Here is an 18286-nt window from a genome sequence, read left to right as displayed (position 1 = left end):
AAAGGCTATATTATTCAGTTTCTTTCTTTCCTATAAGATCTATATCTATAGAAGGCTGTGTTTGTCTTTCACTGATCAGTTTGTGTTCAAGTATTTTATGAACTCCCCACACCGCTCCTCCGGCAATTGACCAGCCAATCAGGTTAAGTGGTGTAATTCCTACAACAGTACTTTCATCCTCCAGCTCACCAGGTTCTGCAATAGCCAGATAAAAACCATACAAACCTCCGACTGTCATTTGTACTGCCATAAAAATAATACTTCCCAGTAACCCATAATGCCATTTAACCTTAGCATATCGTTTTGCCAAGTTCGCATAATACCGGTAAATAAAGATCAAAAATAAAATTCCCAGCATATATTCCTCTGCTTAATTATCAAAGTTATAACCTACATCCACCAGATACAATCCATGGGCAGGAGCCGATGTTCCGGCGGCATTCCGGTTTTTCTTTTCAATTATATCATGGATATCTTCCGGCTTTATTTTTCCGGTACCTACTTCTACCATCGTTCCCACTATTGCACGAACCATATTCCGTAAAAAACGATCAGCCGAAATAGTCAAAACCAGCTCTTCTCCATGTTGCTCCCATACCGCTTTCTTAATTTCGCAGAAATTAGTTTTGTTATCGGTATGCAGTTTTGCAAAACTTGTAAAATCTTTATACTGAAACAAAATTTCACAGGCTTTATTCATCGCATCTACATCCAGACTTTTCCGCCAAAGCTGCCATGCAGAGTTTTCTGTAAACGGATTCTTTTTCAGCGAAATATAATATTCATAAGTTCTGTATAACGCACTGAATCTCGCATGCAGATCTTTAGAAACCTGAAATACTTCCTGAACCGCAATACTTGGCGGCAAAAAGCTGTTTAGCTTATGTACCAGCTGATCTCCTGGTATACTACTGGTTTCAAAATGTGCATACATTTTTTTAGCATGAACTCCGGTATCCGTTCTTCCGGCACCTGTTATTTTAATGTCTTCACGCAGCAATGTACTCAATGCTTTTTCTAAAGTTTCCTGGACACTAATTTCGTTGGGTTGTATTTGAAACCCGAAGAAGGACGCGCCATTATAGGAAAAAGCAATGAAATAGCGTAATTTGTTTGTATTTTTGTCTAGATTTTCGATATGCAAAAATACGAACTCTATCGCAACTGAAAGTTCTCTTTATGAAAAAAATATTATTACTTTCCGACACTCATTCTTATATGGACGACCGCATCCTGTCTTATGCCGAACAGGCAGATGAAATATGGCATGCAGGCGACTTCGGAAACACAGGTGTAATAGAGGCTTTACAAAAAATAAAACCTTTAAAAGGAGTATGTGGAAATATAGACGGAACCGAAATAAGAAAAGAATTTCCGGAAGTTTTACGTTTTCGGTGTGAGGGAGTAGAAGTATTAATGATCCATATCGGCGGATATCCCGGACGGTATTCACCTTTAGCAAAAGCTGAGATTAACAAACAAATACCTAAAATATTTATATCGGGACATTCCCATATTTTAAAAGTTATGATGGATAAGGAAAAAAATATTCTTCATCTTAATCCGGGTGCTTGTGGTAAAGTTGGCTGGCATAAGGTACGTACGATGCTTCGTTTTGCAATTGACGGGAGCGAGATAAAGGATCTGGAAGTTATCGAATTGGGGGCAAAATAAATAACAATGAAGGCAGGAGATAAAGTTTCGGTACTGAATGATAATTTGAAAGGAAAGATTATCAAAATTCACAAAAACCTCATCACCATAGAAGATGAATATGGTTTCGAGCATACTTACCCATCATCTGAAATTGTTCCGGCAGAAGCGGACTTATATAATTTGCAGCCTGTTACAGTAAAACCGGAACCCAAAAAAAATATTTCTAAAAAGAATAAAATTCCAGCTTTAGTTTTGGATCTTCATTTTGATCAATTGGTCAACAATCCGTCCGATTACGATTCTTGGGAACGACTTTTCATTCAGAAGCAGCGTCTGCAGGAAACCATTAATTTTTGCAGAAAACATCACATCAAAAGGTTAGATGTGATCCATGGCATTGGCGATGGCATATTACAGTCGATGGTTTTGGATGTTCTTCGCGGAGAAACAGGCCTGGAGTATGAAGATGGGACCTTCTTCAAACACCAGTCCGGTACAATTACCGTGATCCTGAAATAAAATGACGCTAAATTTACAACTGGAAAAAGACGGACTAATCTCAAGAAAAGTTTATGGCAAGAAGCCACCAATAAAAGTTATTTATAAATTAACCAATTTTGGAAGTACCTTTATTCCGGTATTAGATGCTATAACAAGTTGGGGCAATCAGATCGTTGATAAGAAAGGTGAATTCATCGATAATATATAACCTCTTTACATTATATTTCATCATTTACCTTCATCAGGTTTATTAGGATTTAATAGAGATTATTATCCACACCTAAGGTGATAATTTTCAACTGCCAACTAAAATACTTAAATTTGCACATTAGGCTGAAAAACATGCAGAAATTATCTCTACTTTTCACAAAAGACGGTTTACAATGGACCATAGGCAAGGGCTCTTCATACACTGAGAGAACTTTTTTCAAAGATGAAGAAACGCCTGAAGGTTATATTTCCGATAAACTTACAGAAGTATTAAAACAAGGGAATCTCAAAAAAATTGAGGTAGTCTCTGCGCTTAATCATTTCAGTATGTTACCTTTTGGTTTCGACCAGCACCAGTTGGGCTACCAACTTATTTCTTATAATGCTCCGGTAGATGAAGCTAATGAAGAATTAATGCTGGCGATTAACAAAAAATTTCACATCCAGTTTTATTATACCATGCCAAAGGAATTTTATCAGAAAATAAAGTCTTCTAATATTCCTGCAGTTTTTAATTTTTCTGGAGAGAAATTTCTGAGCCAGACTCTTACCAAAACCAGTGGTGAACAAATACACATTAATCTTTACCATAATCAGGCAGAATTTTTTGCCATGAAAGACGGAAAGATTTTGCTTTACAATAATCTGGATGCTAATTCCGAGGTAGACTTTCTCTACTTTATCATGTTTGCTGTTTCTAAACTAAACTTTGACCTTAAGAATCTTCAGTTCCTTGTTTATGGAGAGATTGACGAAAATGAAACCTTCCTTAGCGAATTACAGAAGTTTGCCCATCAGGTAAAAATTGTAGAGAAAAGCATTAAAAACAAACACAACTTTATCCTTCAATAAAATGTACAGAATTATATCGGGGAAGTGGAAGGGTAAAAAAATTGCCGCTCCGAAGAACTTTGAAGTTCGCCCAACAACAGATTTTGCAAAAGAAGCACTATTCAGTATTATTGAACACCGCTTCGACATCGAATATTTATCCGTATTGGATCTTTTTGCAGGAATAGGTTCTATCTCATTAGAATTTGCTTCCCGCGACACAAAAGACATTACCTCTGTAGACCTTAACCCTAAGCATTGTGGATTTATTAACTCTACAGCAAAAGAATTAGGTTTTGAGTCTCAGGTAAATCTTAGTCGTGGTGATGTATTCGACTGGTTAAAAAAAGAAAGAAACCATGGTAAATTATACAATCTGGTTTTTGCAGATCCACCATTTGATATGGACAAAGCCAAGTACGATGAATTAATAGATCTTGTACTGAATAAGAATATACTTGCGGAAAACGGAGTTTTTATTTTGGAACACCAATCTAGGCAAAAATTTGAACATCCAAATCTGCAGGAAACCCGAAAATATGGAAATGTGAGTTTCAGCTTTTTCGCAAAAAAAACAGATTAATAATTATTATTTATATTTCGCTCCATCCGAAAATCCGGATGGAGCTTTTTTATAAATTTGTGGAACACAAACAAACCACTATATGAAAAAACTGCTATTACTTTTTATAATAGTTTTATCTTACACTGTACAGGCGCAGCAAAAGACGGATTCTCTGAACACAGCACTGCGAAACATAACCAAAGACACCAAATTCGGTTTGGCCCTTAGTGGTGGCGGAGCAAAAGGTTTTGCACATCTGGGAATTCTGAAGATGATAGATTCATTAGGGATTAAAATAGATTATATAACCGGTACCAGTATGGGTGGTATCCTTGGAGGTCTATACGCTATGGGGTATAACGCGGATCAGCTAAAAGAGACGGTTTACAAAGTACACTGGAACAGAATCCTGAGCAATAAAATCCCGTACAATAAAATTAATATCAGTGAGAAGGACGAGTATGACAAATACATTCTGGAGTTTCCGGTTGTAAAAGGCTTCCCCACCCTTCCCAGCTCCTATATTGAAGGTCAGTATATGGGAGAGGTTCTAAACACACTTACCTTTAATGCGAAACATATCAATGACTTCAGTAAACTAAGAATTCCGGTTGAACTTACTTCTTCTGATATTGAAAATGGCGGACTGGTTATGCAGAAAAAAGGTTCTCTACCCTTAGCAATCCGCTCTACACTGGCTATCCCTGCAGCATTTGCTCCGGTTTACATCGATGGAAAGCTTTTAGTAGATGGCGGATTGGACAGAAATTTTCCTGCAAATGAAGTACGGGAAATGGGAGCCGATTTTGTCGTTGGCGGCTATACCGGGTTTAGGCTTTTTACAAAGAAAGAGATTGAAAATCCTATGAAGATGATCTACCAGACACATGCTATCCGTTCGGTAGAAGACTTCAAACATCAGCAAGCATTATCCAATATTATGGTTGACTTTGTAAAGCCATTGGGAGATATAACAACTAAGGATTTTGCGAAGTATGACGAGATTATAAAAATCGGAGAAAAAGAAGCTAAAAAGCATTTATCAGAATTTGTGGCATTAGCTGAGGCCCAGCAAAAGCTCGGTATAAAATATGATCACAAAATGATTGAGGAAGTGAAAATGCCGACCACACAGTTTACATATAGTGAAGAAGACGAAACTCCGATTACAGATACAAATGAAATAGAAACTATCCGCAAACAGATGGAACTGAAAGAGGGTAACTATTACGATGCTAAAACGGTAAATGAGGCAATAGACCGTATATTCGGAATGCGACAGTACGAAAAAGTGTATTATACTTACACCAATACAGGCGACGGTCTTACAATGAATATCTTTGTAAAAAGGGCTAAAAAGGGAGCTTTCAAACTGGCTCTGCATTATGATAATGAGCAGTCTGTAGGAATTATCGTTAATTATACTTACCGGAATTTTGTTTTCAGTAAATCCAGATTGTTAGTAACTGTAGATGCTGCGGAACGTTTTAAGGCGAGAATAGATTATCAAAAATTTTTAGATAATGGACACCGCTGGTGGCTAAATTTGGAAGGAAAGATGGTATACCTCCGAAGTAACGACCTAACGTTCAGACTTCTTGACACAGAAAGCGATGACGAAAATATAAGATTTCCGAACTACATGTACAGAAACATTACCGGGAAGATTGCAATAAATTATAATATTCATCCAAATGCTTTTATCTCTTTCGGAACCGAGTTTAGTGCGGAGCGAATGAACCGCTTTCTGGATAAGATAGATCAGTCAAAAGTAAATAACTATAGCAAAAAGCTATACAGCCATAGTAACTTTAATACATTCCTGAAGCTTGAACAAAATAACCTGAATAAAAGATATTATTCCACCAGAGGAAATCACCTACAGGTAAGTACAAGATTTTACTATGGAGATCAGTATGATTTGTATGATCTGGCAAAAGTTCAGCCTGAGTTAAATTTAATACTAGATCCTAAAACACCATTCTATTATAAACCTCAAAATTTGATTTCATTTACTTTAAATGAGAATTATGCTCAGCCTATTACCAAAAGACTTACAGCTAAAGTGAATGTCTTCTTGGGGGCAAGTTTTGGCAAAGAAAAAGATCTATTTCCATACTTGTTTCTAAACCAAAAATATAACCTTGGTGGCAGCGAATATAATTATGACATGATGACTCCTGAGTTCAACGGATTCCGTCAGAAAGAATTACCCCTGACTTCTGTAGCAAAAGCAGGATTATCATTGCAATACAGGATTATGAAAAAGTTATACCTTACACCTTCTTTTAATTATGGTGCATTTAGTGACCGGCTTTCTCCGTTCAATGATAATATTAATATAATAGGATACGGACTAAATCTGGGATATGAATCAATTTTAGGTCCTATCAATGTCAATATTTCTAAAAATGATTTTCTAAATCTCTGGAGAGTATATTTCAGTATAGGATTTAAATTCTAGTACTACTTAATAAAAAGAGGTTTCCATTATAACGGAAACCTCTTTTTTATCAGAAATCTGTTTATAATAGGTTACGAAATTAAATTTGCCAGATATATTTGTGCTGGTTCTTCCAACAACTCATCGGCCTTGGATACAAAAGCTTTAATATACTCCTGTTTATTATGCTGCTCCAAACCCTCTGTATTTTCCCATATTTCATGGAAAATAAATAAGTTCCCATCATCTCTTCCTTGCTGCAGATCGTATTTAATACAAGCTGCTTCTTTTCTTGTATTTTTTACCATATCCTGAAGAAGTACCAACAGTTCTTCTTTTTTACCTTCCTTAGCTTTTAGTATAGCAGTTAAATAGATTTTCATATTTTTTTAAATATATTCATGAATATTGTTAAACTTTGGCTGCCATCCTAGTTCAGCCTTTGCTTTATCTGAATTACAATAACTATTAGAAGCAAAACCAAAATAAGCTCCGGCTTCTCCAAAATATTGAACAGCCTCATATATAGAAATGCTTTCTGCACGCTCAAGTTTATACTTTTCTGAGATCGTATTTGCAATTTCCTTGAGAGAAGAAGCTCCATTCTCCGCATAATAAAGAGCACCCGCCTTTGCCTTCTCTAATGCCAATACGTATAATTCAGCAAGATCTTCAATATGCAAATTAGACCAGATGTTTTCCCCCTTTTCTATATAAATACCTTTTCCTTTTTCTATTGAAAATTTTACAAGAGCCGGGATTTGTATGCTTTCCTTTTTCAACCCTGTCCCCTCACCGTAAACCATTGTAGGTACAATAACAATACTTCTTATATTCTTTTGTGCTGCCTGTAATATTGTCTGGTTAATATTGACACGCAATGACATTTCTAATCTCGGAGATAGCGGAATATCTTCTGTAAACTGGAAATTTGGTGCTTCTCCGTTTTCTTTTCCTCCCAGAATAGCAGATCCCGAAGTGAAAATAAATGTCTTTCTGGTTTCTTCCAATATTTTCAAAAAATTAGTTGCAGCATAAGCATCATCGGCTGACTCGGCTGTATGAACAACTATATCCACACCTCTACATATATCGCACAACAATTTATAGTCATTAATATTTCCTACAATAGCTTTAACTCCAAACTGTTCAACTTTGGCTACATCCTCTTTTTTTCTTACCAAACCATAAATCTCATACTCTTTAGCCAGAAGTAATTTAGCAACTGAACCGCCTATATACCCTGTTATTCCTGTTATAAGAACTTTTTTCATTGGTTAAGTAATTATTAGTTCTGAAGAATACATTTTTCTTTTGCGAAAACATTCTGTACATATTCTTTATAAAGGGTTTCATACATTTCCACCCTTTCCAGAGTAGCATTCTTTTCCATATCGTGGAAATGGAAGCTGCCTATATGTGCCAGTCCGGCAAAAGCATTCATTCTGTGGAAGCCAAATAAAACACCTTCATCAACAGATTTCTGTTGGAAGAACTCTCCCTCCATTGTAAACGCTGTATCTGGCGCGTTCCAGCTGGAAGTTACAAAATATTTTTTCCCATGCATTAGCCCTCCGGTTCCGTAATTAATTTGCGGATTTGTACGGGAGCGACCGTCACTTTCATAAATACCATTTTTATGTCCGGCAGTAAATACCTCATCTATATAAAATTTCAGTCTGTTGGGTACCTGGAACCACCAAACCGGAAAATGATAAACGATAACATCTGCCCATTTAAAGTTTTCAGCCTCATCCATAGGATCAAACTCATCGTTAACATTACTTACCCTTACTTTAAAGCCTTCTTTTTCTAAAACTTCTTTTGTCCATCCTGTAATTGATTTATTAAAAGCGCCGCCTGAATGTGCAAAAGTCTGTCCTCCGTTGATGATAAAAATATTTTCCATTTCTAACTGTTTTTTTTTGATGTTACAAATTTCTGACAGAAAAATCAATTATAAAAATAATTTAATTTATAACCTTGTATCATAATTATAATACATTTAAAATAATAAAACTTTTAAGATTAGAATGACACATATTTAAAAATGAGAAAGCCGAAAGACAATTCTTCCGGCTTTTTATTATTTTTTTTAAAGATCTATGTTATAACACTTTTAATTCGAGGCTTATTTTATTTCCAAAGAACTTTCTTGAAATTTTCTCGAAATTCTTAGTAATATCTGATAAATAAAAATGATAAGAAGGTATATGATTTTGCTCATTAAGCAAATGATATTTATCCAGAATTATTTTCAGCTGATTAGCAACTATATTCGGAGAGTCGATAACCCTTACTCTGTTTCCGTAGTATTGCTTGATTTCGTCCAGCAGCAAAGGATAGTGGGTACATCCCAGTATAAGTGTCTCTATATTTTTCAGCTTATTATTACTCAGGTAATTATAGATAATAGCATGAGTAATAGGATGATTTTTGAAACCTTCTTCTATTGCAGGAACCAGTAACGGAGTTGCCAGTTCATCTACTTTGATAAATTTATTGTGCTTTCTGATACTCTTTCGGTAAAGTCCCGAATTAACCGTTGCTTTTGTAGCAATAACACCTACATTGGTATGGATTTCATATGCTACTTTTTCTGCTACAGGATTAATCACATCAATCACCGGAACTCTGCCCGCCACAAGCTCTAAGACTTCTTTCAGTGCATTAGCCGTTGCAGTATTACAGGCTATAACAATAGCTTTACAATTTTGCTCCAGCAAAAAGTTGGTAATTTTGGTAGAATATTCTACGATAGCTTCCTTCGATTTTTCACCATAAGGAAGGTGTTTAGTATCTCCGAAATAGATCAAATCTTCATTCGGAAGCAGCCTTTTAATTTCTTTAGCCACAGTAAGCCCACCTACCCCGGAGTCGAAGACACCTATTGGCTGGTTTGGAGAAAGTCCCTGTATATTTACTTTATTCAAAGTTTTCATCTAAAATTGGGCCTGCAAGTTACAAAAATTAGAAGGTTTAATTAAGATTTCGTACCGATTATTCTTCATAAAATTCAACTCCGGCAACCGTAGACTGCTGACCCTCCGTAAGCTCTTTTGGAACGAGTTTTATCAACTTGGCCGTAACCGGTTTATCAAAATTTATTCTCGTCCACACAGGATTGGCTTTTATATTAGAAAATTCTCCCTCTTTCAGTAATTTCCAACGTGAATTACCATCACTGGTATAAACAGCATATTTCGTAATCATACCATCAGTTTTACCATCCTGTCTAGGTAAATATCCTAAACCTGTAATATTCCGGCCGTCAATATTAAAAATCAGAGACTCGCTCTTTGGAATTGATACAAATGTATTGGAGTTTTCATTCAGAATAACCTGATCTATTCTGGCCATTCCGGTAGGAATCTTTATCTTTTTAGCTTCTGTTATATGATCAAATGAAAAAGCCTCTTTATATTCTTTATACAATCCGAAGTCACTTAGTGTAATTGCTACAGGTGCATAAATATGAACCCTGAGATCTGTAAGGCTAACTGGTTTATCCAACTTTATCAGGCGGTTTGCACCAATACTGGTTGCTTTACCCAATGTTTCCCATTTTCCGTTAACCAAGCCTTCTATTCTCACACTGTCTATACGCTGTCCCAGTTTAATATTTTCTCTTAAACGAATAATATCGAATGTTGACTGTTTTGTCAATTTAATATCCAGCTGTGCCTGCGTTACGCCGTCATTTGTTGCCCAGTAGCTATAGCGGTCTTTGTCCAGAATAAACTGTGTCCCGAATTTTTTCAGATTTTGACCTCTTACATCAGATGCCTTAATACTCGCCCGTTCTGCAAAATTAGTTTTAAACGTTTCTGCTATTTTTACCCCAAAGGCCTTTAGGGATTTCACATCATTATCATGAAGGGTTCCTGAAGGCATAGGCGATAATCCCAAATTCATATCAGCCCCTCTCCCAACAGACTTCATATAAATATCAAACAACTGATCCGGTGTTTTTACTTTAGCATCCTGATCTTTATGGTAAAACCATCCTGGTCGTAAAGGTACATCACACTCTGCAGGAATCCAGTATTTACCATTCCGGTCTCCGGTTCCTGCATTTGTATAAACCGCAGCTCCCGGCACAGGTTTCTTTCCGTCTAATCCTATGGGCGTAAATGTTGCCCATGATGTTTCTGCTGCATATCCATGTTCATTCCCTACCCATCTCATATCTGGCCCTATATCCGAAAATATAACAGCCTCTGGTTGCAGCTTTCTTACTATAGGCCAGGTTTTCTCTGTCCATTGATAATATGTAGTACGATCAATAGTTCTCTTCTCATTACGTCCGCCATAGTAACCATCTCCTCCGTTTGCTCCGTCGTGCCACGAAGTAAACAATGGTCCGTAATTAGTCATAAGTTCTGTTAGTTGTGCCCTGTAAGCATCTGCATAGGCTGGTGTTCCATACCTCACATCATTTCGGTCCCACGCAGACAGGTAAACACCAAATTTGAGATGTGCATTTTTAGAAGCCTGCATAAAATCCTTTACCATATCTCCTTTTCCTCCTTTCCATGGAGAAGAGGCTATGCTATAAGATGTTGTTTTCGTAGGCCAGAGACAAAAACCATCATGATGTTTTGCTACTGTAATCAATCCTTTTAATCCGGCAGATGCAGCAGCTCTGGCAATCTGATTCGCATCGAATGAAGCGGGATTAAAAATTTCCGGTGAAGCATCTCCGAATCCCCATTCTTTATTCTGAAAAGTTGTAGGTGTAAAATGTATTAATGCATAGGTTCCCATCTCATGCCATCTCAGTTGCCTTTCCGAAGGAATAGCTCCGTAAGGTTTCAGCTCCTGAGCAAGGAGAAAAGGTGCACTCATTAAAAGAGCCACATGTACTATTTTTTTCATGGTAAAGTTTTTAGTTCTTGCAGCCTTTGGCAGCAAAGGTTATTTCTTCAAAAATAAGGAACATTTTTGAATGTCAGAATAATACATTCAGGAACCTGAACTATACCAAAAAAAGATCGGAAGCAATACCATCGGCTAAAAACCAATGCTTCTCAGGAATTTTGAGGTAACCTGAATCTTCAACAATCAATCCTTCTTCTTTCTTGGCACTCAGAAGATAAAGGAACTCTTCCTGAATATCTTTTTCAAAAGTCGAATGTATTTTAGCCATGTCAACTCCCCATATTGTGCGAAGTCCAATCATAACCAGTTCGTTCAGTTGGTCTTTAGGAGAAAGCTGTTCTTCTTCAAAGTTTCTCGTATTTTCAGCAAGACCCTTTATGTACAAAGCATTATTAGCGATATTCCAAGAACGTATATTCCCGCCGTTGTAAGAGTGGGCGGAAGGCCCAAACCCTAAATAAGGCTGTCCTTTCCAATACGCAGAATTATGCTTGGAATAAAAACCTTCTTTCGCAAAATTGGATATTTCGTAATGAATGAATCCATATTCTTTTAGAAACTCCGACATGTAGTAAAACTCTTCATTCTGAACTTCTTCATTCGGAGCTTTCACAACTTTATCTTTTATCCATTTTGCAAGAGCAGTCTTAGGTTCAACAGTCAGTGCATAGGAAGAAATATGCGGTATCTGTAATGCTATTGCTTTTCGGAGATTTTCTTTCCATATTGGCATGGACGACGAGCCATAAATAAGGTCAATACTTATATTCTCAAGTCCAACATCCTGTGCTCTTTTAATAGAATCTTCTGCTTCCCCAGAAGTATGCGCGCGATTCATAAGCTTCAGATCATCTTCAAAAAAAGATTGTGTTCCAATACTTAGTCTGTTAACACCACTTTTGGAAAGCTCCTTCAGAAAGGAAGCATTCAGATCATCGGGATTAGCTTCTAAAGTAATTTCTATTTCAGAATCGAAATCATAATATTGTGCACTCTTATCCAGTAAAGCTTTTATTTCATCAACTGAAAGCAATGAAGGAGTACCTCCACCAAGATAAAGTGTTTTAATATGCTTATCAGGAAGTTCATGATGTCTGGAATCTATTTCCTTATGAATAGCCTTCATCATATCATCCTTCAGATTTAGCGAAGTTGAGAAATGAAAGTTACAATAACTGCATTTTTGTTTGCAGAAAGGTATATGGAAATAAAGCATAGCCTGTATATATAATTATCCGTTGTTGGACAGATAATTTCGCCATTTTTCAACTGCCGTACTCATATCTTCCGGCATAGGACTTTCAAAGAACATTTCTTTTTTAGTCGTCGGATGTATAAAACCTAAGGTATGAGCATGTAAAGCATGACGTGGTAAAACCTCGAAAATATTCTGAACAAACTGTTTGTATTTTGGAAGGTTTATTCCTCTCAGTATAGTATGTCCTTCATAACGTTCGTCATTAAACAAAGTATGTCCTATATGCTTAAAATGCGCTCTGATCTGATGTGTTCTCCCGGTTTCCAGCTTACACTGTACCCAGGTCATATAGCGGAAACGTTCCAATACCTTGTAATGGGTTACAGCATGTTTTCCATGGCTGCCGTCTTCATACACGGCCATCTGCATACGGTTTTTAAGATGTCTTCCGATATGTCCTTTGATCGTACCTTCATCTTCATCTACATTACCCCATACAAAAGCCCAATACAAACGTTTTGTTGTTCTGTCGAAAAATTGTTTTGCCAGAAAGCTTAGTGCATATTCGTTCTTAGCAATTACCAACAATCCGGAAGTATCTTTATCTATACGGTGGACAAGACCTACGCGGTCCAAGTCCGATTTATCTCCGTTTTGTTCAAAATGATATGCCAATGCATTGACAAGAGTTCCGCTCCAGTTTCCAAATCCCGGATGCACTACCATTCCTGGCTCCTTGTCTACTACAACAAGATCATCATCTTCATAAATAATATTAACCGGAATATTTTCAGGAATAATAACGTTCTCTCTTGGTGGATGTGCCAACAGAACGCTTATTTCATCGCCTGGTTTTACTCTGTAGTTTTGTTTAACAGACATACCGTTAACCACTACATTACCGGCACGACAAGTTTGCGAAATTTTATTTCTTGTGGAATTCTGTCTGAATAACAGCAGATATTTATCTATACGCAGGGGTTCCTGCTTTTTATCGACAACTAAATTAAGATGCTCGTAAAGACCTCCGGTTTCATCTGATATCTCTATATCATTAACATCATCAAAAAGGTCTTCATTTTCTTCTTCTGTCATTATTCAATAATTACCTTTTTCTTTTCTTTTGGTTTATCAGCAGGTTTATGTTCTTCAGACTTAGGCTTCTGCTCTGTTTTCGTAACCGTTTTTTTATCCGTTACTTCTTTTTTCTCAGGTACCACTGTCTTAGGCGCATCCGTTTTTGGTTTTTCCACAGGTTTTGGTTTCACCGGACGTGGCGGCGGTGGAGTATCAAAATCATCGAAATTAGTATCTCCCGGGTCTACTTGCGGAATAAGATTATGGCGATAAATATTATCCAGTTCATTAATCTTTGCATGCATTTCTGCCGGAGTTTTCTTACTTGCCCACAGGTCTACCTGTACACCCTGATCGGAAATACTTCCGGCAGCAGGGTTCTGATAGAATACAATCATTGAAGGATCAGACACAGACTGGTCATATTCATCATAGAATAAACCACTTTCAAAATAATTCTGCTTAATGATTTCTTTAGCTTCTTGTAATGTTCTTCCTACGATATTGGGTACTGGTACATTTCTTTTAGGCCCTTGACCTACTACTACATCTATAACTGAGAAACGAGGTACAAAATCACCTGGCTTCACCTGTGCTCCGTTGTACATTAAACGTATTACAGCATCTTTAGCAATACTTGGCTCATACAAAGTATCTCCAACTTTTAACCCTACAAGAGTAAGTTTGTCAAAAGCTCTGTATTTATACGTATCTATAACCTCCGGGATAACAACTTTAGCCCAGGTTTTAGGATTTATATATACTTTAATTGGTCTTCCGTCTTTCACACGTGAACCTGGCAACGGATCTACTTTTAATACCTGAGATGGTTTAAATTTAGGATCAAATTTAAGGCTGTCTAACTGATAAGCCACCCCTGCATTATCCAATACTTCGATGGCCTTTTGTGCTGACATGTTGATAACATTAGGCACTTCAATTTCTTTACCGTGATTGGTATGGAAATCTAACCAGCGAAAAGTTAACCAGACTAAACCAACGAAAACAACGATGGCTAAAAGGATATTAAGTAATACTTTCCAATTGAAAAGTGATTTTAGCATAAGGCAATTCTTAAAAATAGTAACGCAAATATATAAATTATTCAGCTAAACTTTATCGCAATATTTTTTTAGCTAAATTTGCCCTAATACATACCTTTTTATTTAATCGAATGGCAAAAAAAAATGTGGCCGTAGTAATGGGCGGCTATTCCGACGAATATGTAGTATCCCTGAAAAGCGGACAGCTTATTTTTGATGAACTAGACAGAGACCTGTACAATGTCTATAAAGTTCACATCCTGAAAGACGGATGGTTTTTAATTACTGATAACAACGAAAAATTTCCGATCAATAAAGGTGACTTTTCTGTTGACCTAAACGGAGAACAGCTAAAATTTGAAGTATGCTTCAATATTATCCACGGTACTCCGGGAGAAAATGGAATATTACAGGCATACTGGGATGCGGTTGGACAAAAGTATACAGGATGCAACTTTTATCAAAGTGCACTAACCTTTAACAAAAAAGATACACTTGCTGTATTGTCAAAATATGGAGTCCCTTCTGCAAAAAGTATTTACATCCGAAAGGGAGAAGATATTAATCATGATGAAATTATCAGTACACTGGGACTACCTCTTTTTGTAAAACCTAACCAATCAGGATCATCATTGGGAATTTCAAAAGTAAAAGAAACTTCAGAACTTCAGAATGCTATTGAAATTGCGTTTAAAGAAGATGACGAAATTTTAATAGAAAGTTTCCTTAACGGAACAGAAGTGTCGGTTGGTGTATTAGATTATAAAGGAGAAACAATTGTTCTGGGAATTACTGAAATTGTTCCGAAGAACGAATTTTTCGATTATGAAGCAAAATATAATGGTGCTTCAGAAGAAATTACACCGGCAAGACTAGATGACGCTACCAGATTAAAAGTAGAAGAAATTTCCAAGAGAGCTTATGATTCATTAGGCATGAGTGGTTTCTCCAGAAGTGAGTTTATTATCATGGATGGTACACCATATATGCTGGAAATGAATACAAATCCAGGGTTCTCACCAGCCAGTATCTTACCTCAACAGGCAAAAATATATGGTATTTCCATTAAAGATTTATGTGGAAATGAAGTAGAAAAAGCCTTCGAAAAAAAATAAAATCATGAAAAAATCATTAGCTTCTTTGTTATTAATACCAGCTTTTGCATTTGCTCAGAATAGCTATGAAACTTTAAAGCTTAATATTCCAAAGAATACATTGGAACCTAAATCGGTTCGTTTTTCAAATGATGCTATTTTTTTAGATGGGCAAAAATGCTTCAATTATGTTATAAAACATAATGTAATAATCGCTAATCAAAAAATACCAAATTATTTCGAGATTAGTTCCTTAGAAGATGTTGTATTATTTTCCGGAAGCATCAAAAAAAATGATTCTGGTAATTTTGAAAGCTCAATTGATTTTCTTCCAATCAATAAACTTAATTATAGTAATTCAAAAATTATTGGAAGGAATGCCCTGATTTTAAATTTATCTTCTAATCAAGTTCTAAATAATAACTGTAGTCTTAACCTTGATAACCTAAGGCTATTTTACGAAAAATCAAACGAAAATAACTAAGACATGAAAATCGCGGTATTTCCGGGGTCTTTTGATCCGATAACATTAGGTCATTACGATATTATTGAAAGAGCAGCACCTCTTTTTGACAAACTGATTATTGCCATTGGCCAAAATTCACAGAAGAAGTATATGTTCTCTCCTGAAAAAAGGATGGAATTCATTCAGAATTCTGTTGCCGAATTCCCAAATGTAGAAGTTGATTTCTTCGAGGGGCTAACTGTTGATTATTGTTTTAAGAAAAATGCTCAGTATATTATCCGCGGATTAAGAAATCCTGCTGATTTTGAATTTGAAAAAGCAATTGCCCATACCAACAGAACGCTAGCTCACAAAAAACTGGAAACAGTATTTTTGCTGACTTCCTCTGGAAAATCATTTATCAGCAGTAGTATCGTCCGCGAGATTATTACCCATGGCGGAGAATATGAACTATTAGTTCCTAATGCTGTAAGAGTTTAGAAATAAAAAATGAGTAATAGGTAATATATGCACGAACAACTCAATTTCGTCATCGAAATTCTCGGTACGATTTCCTTTGCGATGTCAGGATCTTTTGCTGCAATGCAAAGGAGATTCGATCCTTTTGGCGTCGTTATTATTGCATTTATTACATCTGTAGGAGGTGGTACAGTCCGGGATCTATTGTTAGATGTTCCCGTTTTCTGGATGCATGATCTTACTATGTGTTCTGTAATATTTATTACCGCTATTTTTTCAATGATTTTTAAATCTATTGAAAAGAATTTTCAGGTGACACTCTTTATTTTCGACTCCTTTGGACTTGGTCTTTTCACTATTATAGGACTTCAGAAAGGACTTAATGCAAACCTTCACCCCATGATATGTATTGTTTTAGGTACAATTACAGGATGCTTTGGTGGTATTATCCGGGATATTCTTCTGAATAAAATTCCATTAATCTTTCGTAAAGAAATTTATGCAACAGCATGTATTATAGGAGGCTCAGCATTTCTATTGCTGGCGAAATTCACGACCCTTACCTATTCATTTGTACAGGTTCTGACTATTTTGCTAATTGTAGCCATACGAACTCTGGCAGTAAAATATCATTGGGAAATGCCCAAGTTTTATGTCGGAAAAGAAAATTCTGAAATGTAAAATTAAATCAATAAAAAAAGCCACTTTTCAGTGGCTTTATATTTTTAGAAATGTTTTCCTCTTTGGCGCATATGTGGGTTATGCATATGTTTCTGCATATTCGGCATCTTCAATTGCTCTCTCATCATTTTGATCTGATCTCCCATCATATCTGAAGTGTCTAATCTCTTTGCCTCATCCATAAGGATTTTAGCTTCTTGTTTTCTGCCTTTTTGCATTGCTGCAGCTGCAAGATTAAGAGTTGCCAGTGCGCGGTCATGTTTCATATTCAGCCCATACTCCAATGCTTTTTTCATGTAAGGCTCTAGTTTTGCCGGATTATCCTGCGCTGTAGTTAGCCCGGTTAAGTAGTGGTAATAACCATACTGGCTTTTATGAAGCTGAGACTGATAGTTTTTAATATTTGAAAGCCATTGTGCTGCTTTGGCAAAGTTTTGTTTTCTTAATTGCCAGAATGCCAACAGAATGTATTCATTTTTAAAAAATAATAGAATTGGTATTGCAGATAAAACGATAACAATCACTCCCCACATGACATTTCTGTTAAATATCAGATAAATTCCGGCAGCGATTATTAAACCTGCAATAAGAAATTTTATGTACTTATTCATCTTTAAATTTTGAAGTGCAAAGATAAGAATTTTAAACAGGAAATTTATTCAGATGCGTTTACCTGTGTTCCTTTCTCTTCTTTTTTTATTCTTTCGAAAGTCTGAAAACAGAAATCAAATGCATTTTTATCATCTTTTTCAATACATTCTTCCTGAACAATTCGCCATTGTTTTTCATTAATTTCCGGGAAGAACACATCTGCATCAAATGTTCCGTCCACTCGCGTTAGCTCAATGCTATCAGCAACTTCCATACATTGCTTATAAATATCTCCACCGCCAATTACGAAAACTTTTTCGTCAATCTTTTTAGCATGTTTCAATGCTTCTTTCAATGTATTTACGATAAGAATACCTTCTTCAAACCAATCAGTTTTTCTCGTAACAACAATATTGGTACGGTTAGGTAAAGCTTTCCCTATAGAATCATAGGTTTTACGTCCCATTATAACAGGATGTCCGTTTGTAATTTCTTTGAAGTGTTTCAAATCTTTCGGAAGGTGCCATAACAGCTGGTTTCCTTTCCCGATTTCGTTATTTTTTCCTACTGCAACTACTATTGTTATCATT

At 36.2% G+C, this 18286-nt stretch carries 21 protein-coding genes and 1 pseudogene; 10 read left to right on the top strand and 12 right to left on the bottom strand.

All coding sequences use genetic code 11. The features are described 5' to 3' along the window. Nucleotides 1–10: 10 nt before the first annotated feature. Entirely contained in the window at nt 11–358 is a 348-nt protein-coding gene (locus tag C8J95_RS14450) for a hypothetical protein (protein WP_078678107.1), read from the bottom strand. 12 nt (nt 359–370) lie between these two features. Then, complete coding sequence (gene truA / locus C8J95_RS14445; RefSeq protein ID WP_107809470.1) at nt 371–1144, bottom strand: tRNA pseudouridine(38-40) synthase TruA; 774 nt, start codon at nt 1142–1144, stop codon at nt 371–373. Between the two features lie 35 nt (nt 1145–1179). Between truA and C8J95_RS14440 the strand changes: the two genes are divergently transcribed. The 6 genes and pseudogenes from C8J95_RS14440 (at nt 1180) to C8J95_RS14415 (ending at nt 6227) form a co-directional block, all read left to right on the top strand. Beyond that, nucleotides 1180–1674 (top strand): metallophosphoesterase, encoded by a 495-nt coding sequence (locus C8J95_RS14440; protein WP_107809469.1) that lies wholly within the window; start codon nt 1180–1182, stop codon nt 1672–1674. 6 nt (nt 1675–1680) lie between these two features. After that, nucleotides 1681–2175, top strand: coding sequence for a Smr/MutS family protein (locus C8J95_RS14435; protein WP_107809468.1), 495 nt, complete (start codon nt 1681–1683; stop codon nt 2173–2175). A 16-nt stretch (nt 2176–2191) separates the two neighbouring features. Next, nucleotides 2192–2365: pseudogene (locus C8J95_RS14430) on the top strand (winged helix-turn-helix transcriptional regulator); the annotation flags it as partial. Nucleotides 2366–2499: 134 nt separating this feature from the next. Continuing rightward, nucleotides 2500–3219 carry a DUF3822 family protein gene (locus tag C8J95_RS14425; RefSeq protein WP_107809466.1) on the top strand — a complete coding sequence of 240 codons (720 nt, stop codon included), beginning with the start codon at nt 2500–2502 and terminating at the stop codon, nt 3217–3219. Between the two features lies 1 nt (nt 3220). After that, nucleotides 3221–3781, top strand: a complete 561-nt coding sequence (gene rsmD, locus C8J95_RS14420; RefSeq protein ID WP_107809465.1) for a 16S rRNA (guanine(966)-N(2))-methyltransferase RsmD — start codon at nt 3221–3223, stop codon at nt 3779–3781. Nucleotides 3782–3863: 82 nt separating this feature from the next. Then, on the top strand, nt 3864–6227 hold the full coding sequence (locus tag C8J95_RS14415) for a patatin-like phospholipase family protein (RefSeq protein WP_107809464.1): 2364 nt from the start codon (nt 3864–3866) through the stop codon (nt 6225–6227). 71 nt (nt 6228–6298) lie between these two features. Here C8J95_RS14415 and C8J95_RS14410 read toward each other — a convergent pair whose 3' ends face one another. The 8 genes from C8J95_RS14410 to C8J95_RS14375 all read right to left on the bottom strand — a co-directional run bounded on the left by C8J95_RS14410 (nt 6299) and on the right by C8J95_RS14375 (nt 14426). Continuing rightward, entirely contained in the window at nt 6299–6589 is a 291-nt protein-coding gene (locus C8J95_RS14410) for a putative quinol monooxygenase (RefSeq protein WP_107809463.1), read from the bottom strand. 6 nt (nt 6590–6595) lie between these two features. Next, a complete protein-coding gene (locus C8J95_RS14405) occupies nt 6596–7480 on the bottom strand; it encodes an NAD-dependent epimerase/dehydratase family protein (protein ID WP_107809462.1) in 885 nt (294 codons plus the stop codon). 14 nt (nt 7481–7494) lie between these two features. Continuing rightward, entirely contained in the window at nt 7495–8115 is a 621-nt protein-coding gene (locus tag C8J95_RS14400) for an NAD(P)H-dependent oxidoreductase (protein ID WP_107809461.1), read from the bottom strand. A gap of 199 nt (nt 8116–8314) precedes the next feature. Continuing rightward, complete coding sequence (gene murI / locus C8J95_RS14395; protein WP_107809460.1) at nt 8315–9148, bottom strand: glutamate racemase; 834 nt, start codon at nt 9146–9148, stop codon at nt 8315–8317. Between the two features lie 58 nt (nt 9149–9206). After that, nucleotides 9207–11084 carry an alpha-L-fucosidase gene (locus tag C8J95_RS14390; RefSeq protein ID WP_107809459.1) on the bottom strand — a complete coding sequence of 626 codons (1878 nt, stop codon included), beginning with the start codon at nt 11082–11084 and terminating at the stop codon, nt 9207–9209. Nucleotides 11085–11184: 100 nt separating this feature from the next. Next, nucleotides 11185–12303: a radical SAM family heme chaperone HemW gene (hemW, locus tag C8J95_RS14385; protein WP_107809458.1), complete on the bottom strand. Its 1119-nt coding sequence runs from the start codon at nt 12301–12303 to the stop codon at nt 11185–11187. Nucleotides 12304–12318: 15 nt separating this feature from the next. Further along, entirely contained in the window at nt 12319–13380 is a 1062-nt protein-coding gene (locus C8J95_RS14380; protein WP_107809457.1) for an RluA family pseudouridine synthase, read from the bottom strand. Continuing rightward, nucleotides 13380–14426 (bottom strand): PASTA domain-containing protein, encoded by a 1047-nt coding sequence (locus tag C8J95_RS14375; RefSeq protein ID WP_107809456.1) that lies wholly within the window; start codon nt 14424–14426, stop codon nt 13380–13382. The genes C8J95_RS14380 and C8J95_RS14375 overlap by 1 nt, the downstream gene beginning before the upstream one ends. Nucleotides 14427–14536: 110 nt before the next feature. On the opposite strand from C8J95_RS14375, the gene C8J95_RS14370 reads away from it, so the two are divergent. From C8J95_RS14370 to C8J95_RS14355, 4 genes are read left to right on the top strand one after another with little or no spacing between them, the layout of a single operon-like run. Next, nucleotides 14537–15520 (top strand): D-alanine--D-alanine ligase, encoded by a 984-nt coding sequence (locus C8J95_RS14370; protein WP_107809455.1) that lies wholly within the window; start codon nt 14537–14539, stop codon nt 15518–15520. Between the two features lie 4 nt (nt 15521–15524). Further along, nucleotides 15525–15983: a hypothetical protein gene (locus tag C8J95_RS14365; protein WP_107809454.1), complete on the top strand. Its 459-nt coding sequence runs from the start codon at nt 15525–15527 to the stop codon at nt 15981–15983. A 3-nt stretch (nt 15984–15986) separates the two neighbouring features. Further along, the gene (gene coaD / locus C8J95_RS14360; protein WP_107809453.1) at nt 15987–16445 is read left to right on the top strand and encodes a pantetheine-phosphate adenylyltransferase; all 459 of its coding nucleotides are present in this window, start codon (nt 15987–15989) and stop codon (nt 16443–16445) included. Between the two features lie 27 nt (nt 16446–16472). Beyond that, the gene (locus C8J95_RS14355) at nt 16473–17105 is read left to right on the top strand and encodes a trimeric intracellular cation channel family protein (RefSeq protein ID WP_059325205.1); all 633 of its coding nucleotides are present in this window, start codon (nt 16473–16475) and stop codon (nt 17103–17105) included. A gap of 44 nt (nt 17106–17149) precedes the next feature. On the opposite strand, the gene C8J95_RS14350 is transcribed toward C8J95_RS14355, so the two are convergent. Together C8J95_RS14350 and C8J95_RS14345 are read right to left on the bottom strand one after the other, a co-directional pair. After that, nucleotides 17150–17716 carry a hypothetical protein gene (locus tag C8J95_RS14350; RefSeq protein WP_107809452.1) on the bottom strand — a complete coding sequence of 189 codons (567 nt, stop codon included), beginning with the start codon at nt 17714–17716 and terminating at the stop codon, nt 17150–17152. A gap of 44 nt (nt 17717–17760) precedes the next feature. Then, a complete protein-coding gene (locus tag C8J95_RS14345) occupies nt 17761–18285 on the bottom strand; it encodes a dihydrofolate reductase (RefSeq protein ID WP_034866638.1) in 525 nt (174 codons plus the stop codon). Between the last annotated feature and the right edge of the window lies 1 nt (nt 18286).

Origin of the sequence: Elizabethkingia sp. YR214 (genome assembly GCF_003058195.1) — a bacterium.
Classification (GTDB): Bacteria; Bacteroidota; Bacteroidia; order Flavobacteriales; family Weeksellaceae; genus Elizabethkingia.
Note: the sequence above shows the minus strand (reverse complement) of the source record. Positions and strands in the feature narration are given on the sequence as shown.

Excerpts from the sequence above, each read along its gene's own strand:
- hemW (WP_107809458.1), bottom strand. The coding sequence starts at position 12,303 with ATGCTTTATTTCCATATACCTTTCTGCAAACAAAAATGCAGTTATTGT.
- C8J95_RS14410 (WP_107809463.1), bottom strand. The coding sequence starts at position 6,589 with ATGAAAATCTATTTAACTGCTATACTAAAAGCTAAGGAAGGTAAAAAA.
- coaD (WP_107809453.1), top strand. The coding sequence starts at position 15,987 with ATGAAAATCGCGGTATTTCCGGGGTCTTTTGATCCGATAACATTAGGT.
- C8J95_RS14405 (WP_107809462.1), bottom strand. The coding sequence starts at position 7,480 with ATGAAAAAAGTTCTTATAACAGGAATAACAGGGTATATAGGCGGTTCA.
- C8J95_RS14375 (WP_107809456.1), bottom strand. The coding sequence starts at position 14,426 with ATGCTAAAATCACTTTTCAATTGGAAAGTATTACTTAATATCCTTTTA.
- C8J95_RS14440 (WP_107809469.1), top strand. The coding sequence starts at position 1,180 with ATGAAAAAAATATTATTACTTTCCGACACTCATTCTTATATGGACGAC.
- C8J95_RS14380 (WP_107809457.1), bottom strand. The coding sequence starts at position 13,380 with ATGACAGAAGAAGAAAATGAAGACCTTTTTGATGATGTTAATGATATA.
- C8J95_RS14400 (WP_107809461.1), bottom strand. The coding sequence starts at position 8,115 with ATGGAAAATATTTTTATCATCAACGGAGGACAGACTTTTGCACATTCA.
- C8J95_RS14350 (WP_107809452.1), bottom strand. The coding sequence starts at position 17,716 with ATGAATAAGTACATAAAATTTCTTATTGCAGGTTTAATAATCGCTGCC.
- C8J95_RS14390 (WP_107809459.1), bottom strand. The coding sequence starts at position 11,084 with ATGAAAAAAATAGTACATGTGGCTCTTTTAATGAGTGCACCTTTTCTC.
- C8J95_RS14450 (WP_078678107.1), bottom strand. The coding sequence starts at position 358 with ATGCTGGGAATTTTATTTTTGATCTTTATTTACCGGTATTATGCGAAC.
- C8J95_RS14345 (WP_034866638.1), bottom strand. The coding sequence starts at position 18,285 with ATGATAACAATAGTAGTTGCAGTAGGAAAAAATAACGAAATCGGGAAA.
- rsmD (WP_107809465.1), top strand. The coding sequence starts at position 3,221 with ATGTACAGAATTATATCGGGGAAGTGGAAGGGTAAAAAAATTGCCGCT.
- C8J95_RS14425 (WP_107809466.1), top strand. The coding sequence starts at position 2,500 with ATGCAGAAATTATCTCTACTTTTCACAAAAGACGGTTTACAATGGACC.
- C8J95_RS14435 (WP_107809468.1), top strand. The coding sequence starts at position 1,681 with ATGAAGGCAGGAGATAAAGTTTCGGTACTGAATGATAATTTGAAAGGA.
- C8J95_RS14355 (WP_059325205.1), top strand. The coding sequence starts at position 16,473 with ATGCACGAACAACTCAATTTCGTCATCGAAATTCTCGGTACGATTTCC.
- murI (WP_107809460.1), bottom strand. The coding sequence starts at position 9,148 with ATGAAAACTTTGAATAAAGTAAATATACAGGGACTTTCTCCAAACCAG.
- C8J95_RS14370 (WP_107809455.1), top strand. The coding sequence starts at position 14,537 with ATGGCAAAAAAAAATGTGGCCGTAGTAATGGGCGGCTATTCCGACGAA.
- C8J95_RS14365 (WP_107809454.1), top strand. The coding sequence starts at position 15,525 with ATGAAAAAATCATTAGCTTCTTTGTTATTAATACCAGCTTTTGCATTT.
- C8J95_RS14415 (WP_107809464.1), top strand. The coding sequence starts at position 3,864 with ATGAAAAAACTGCTATTACTTTTTATAATAGTTTTATCTTACACTGTA.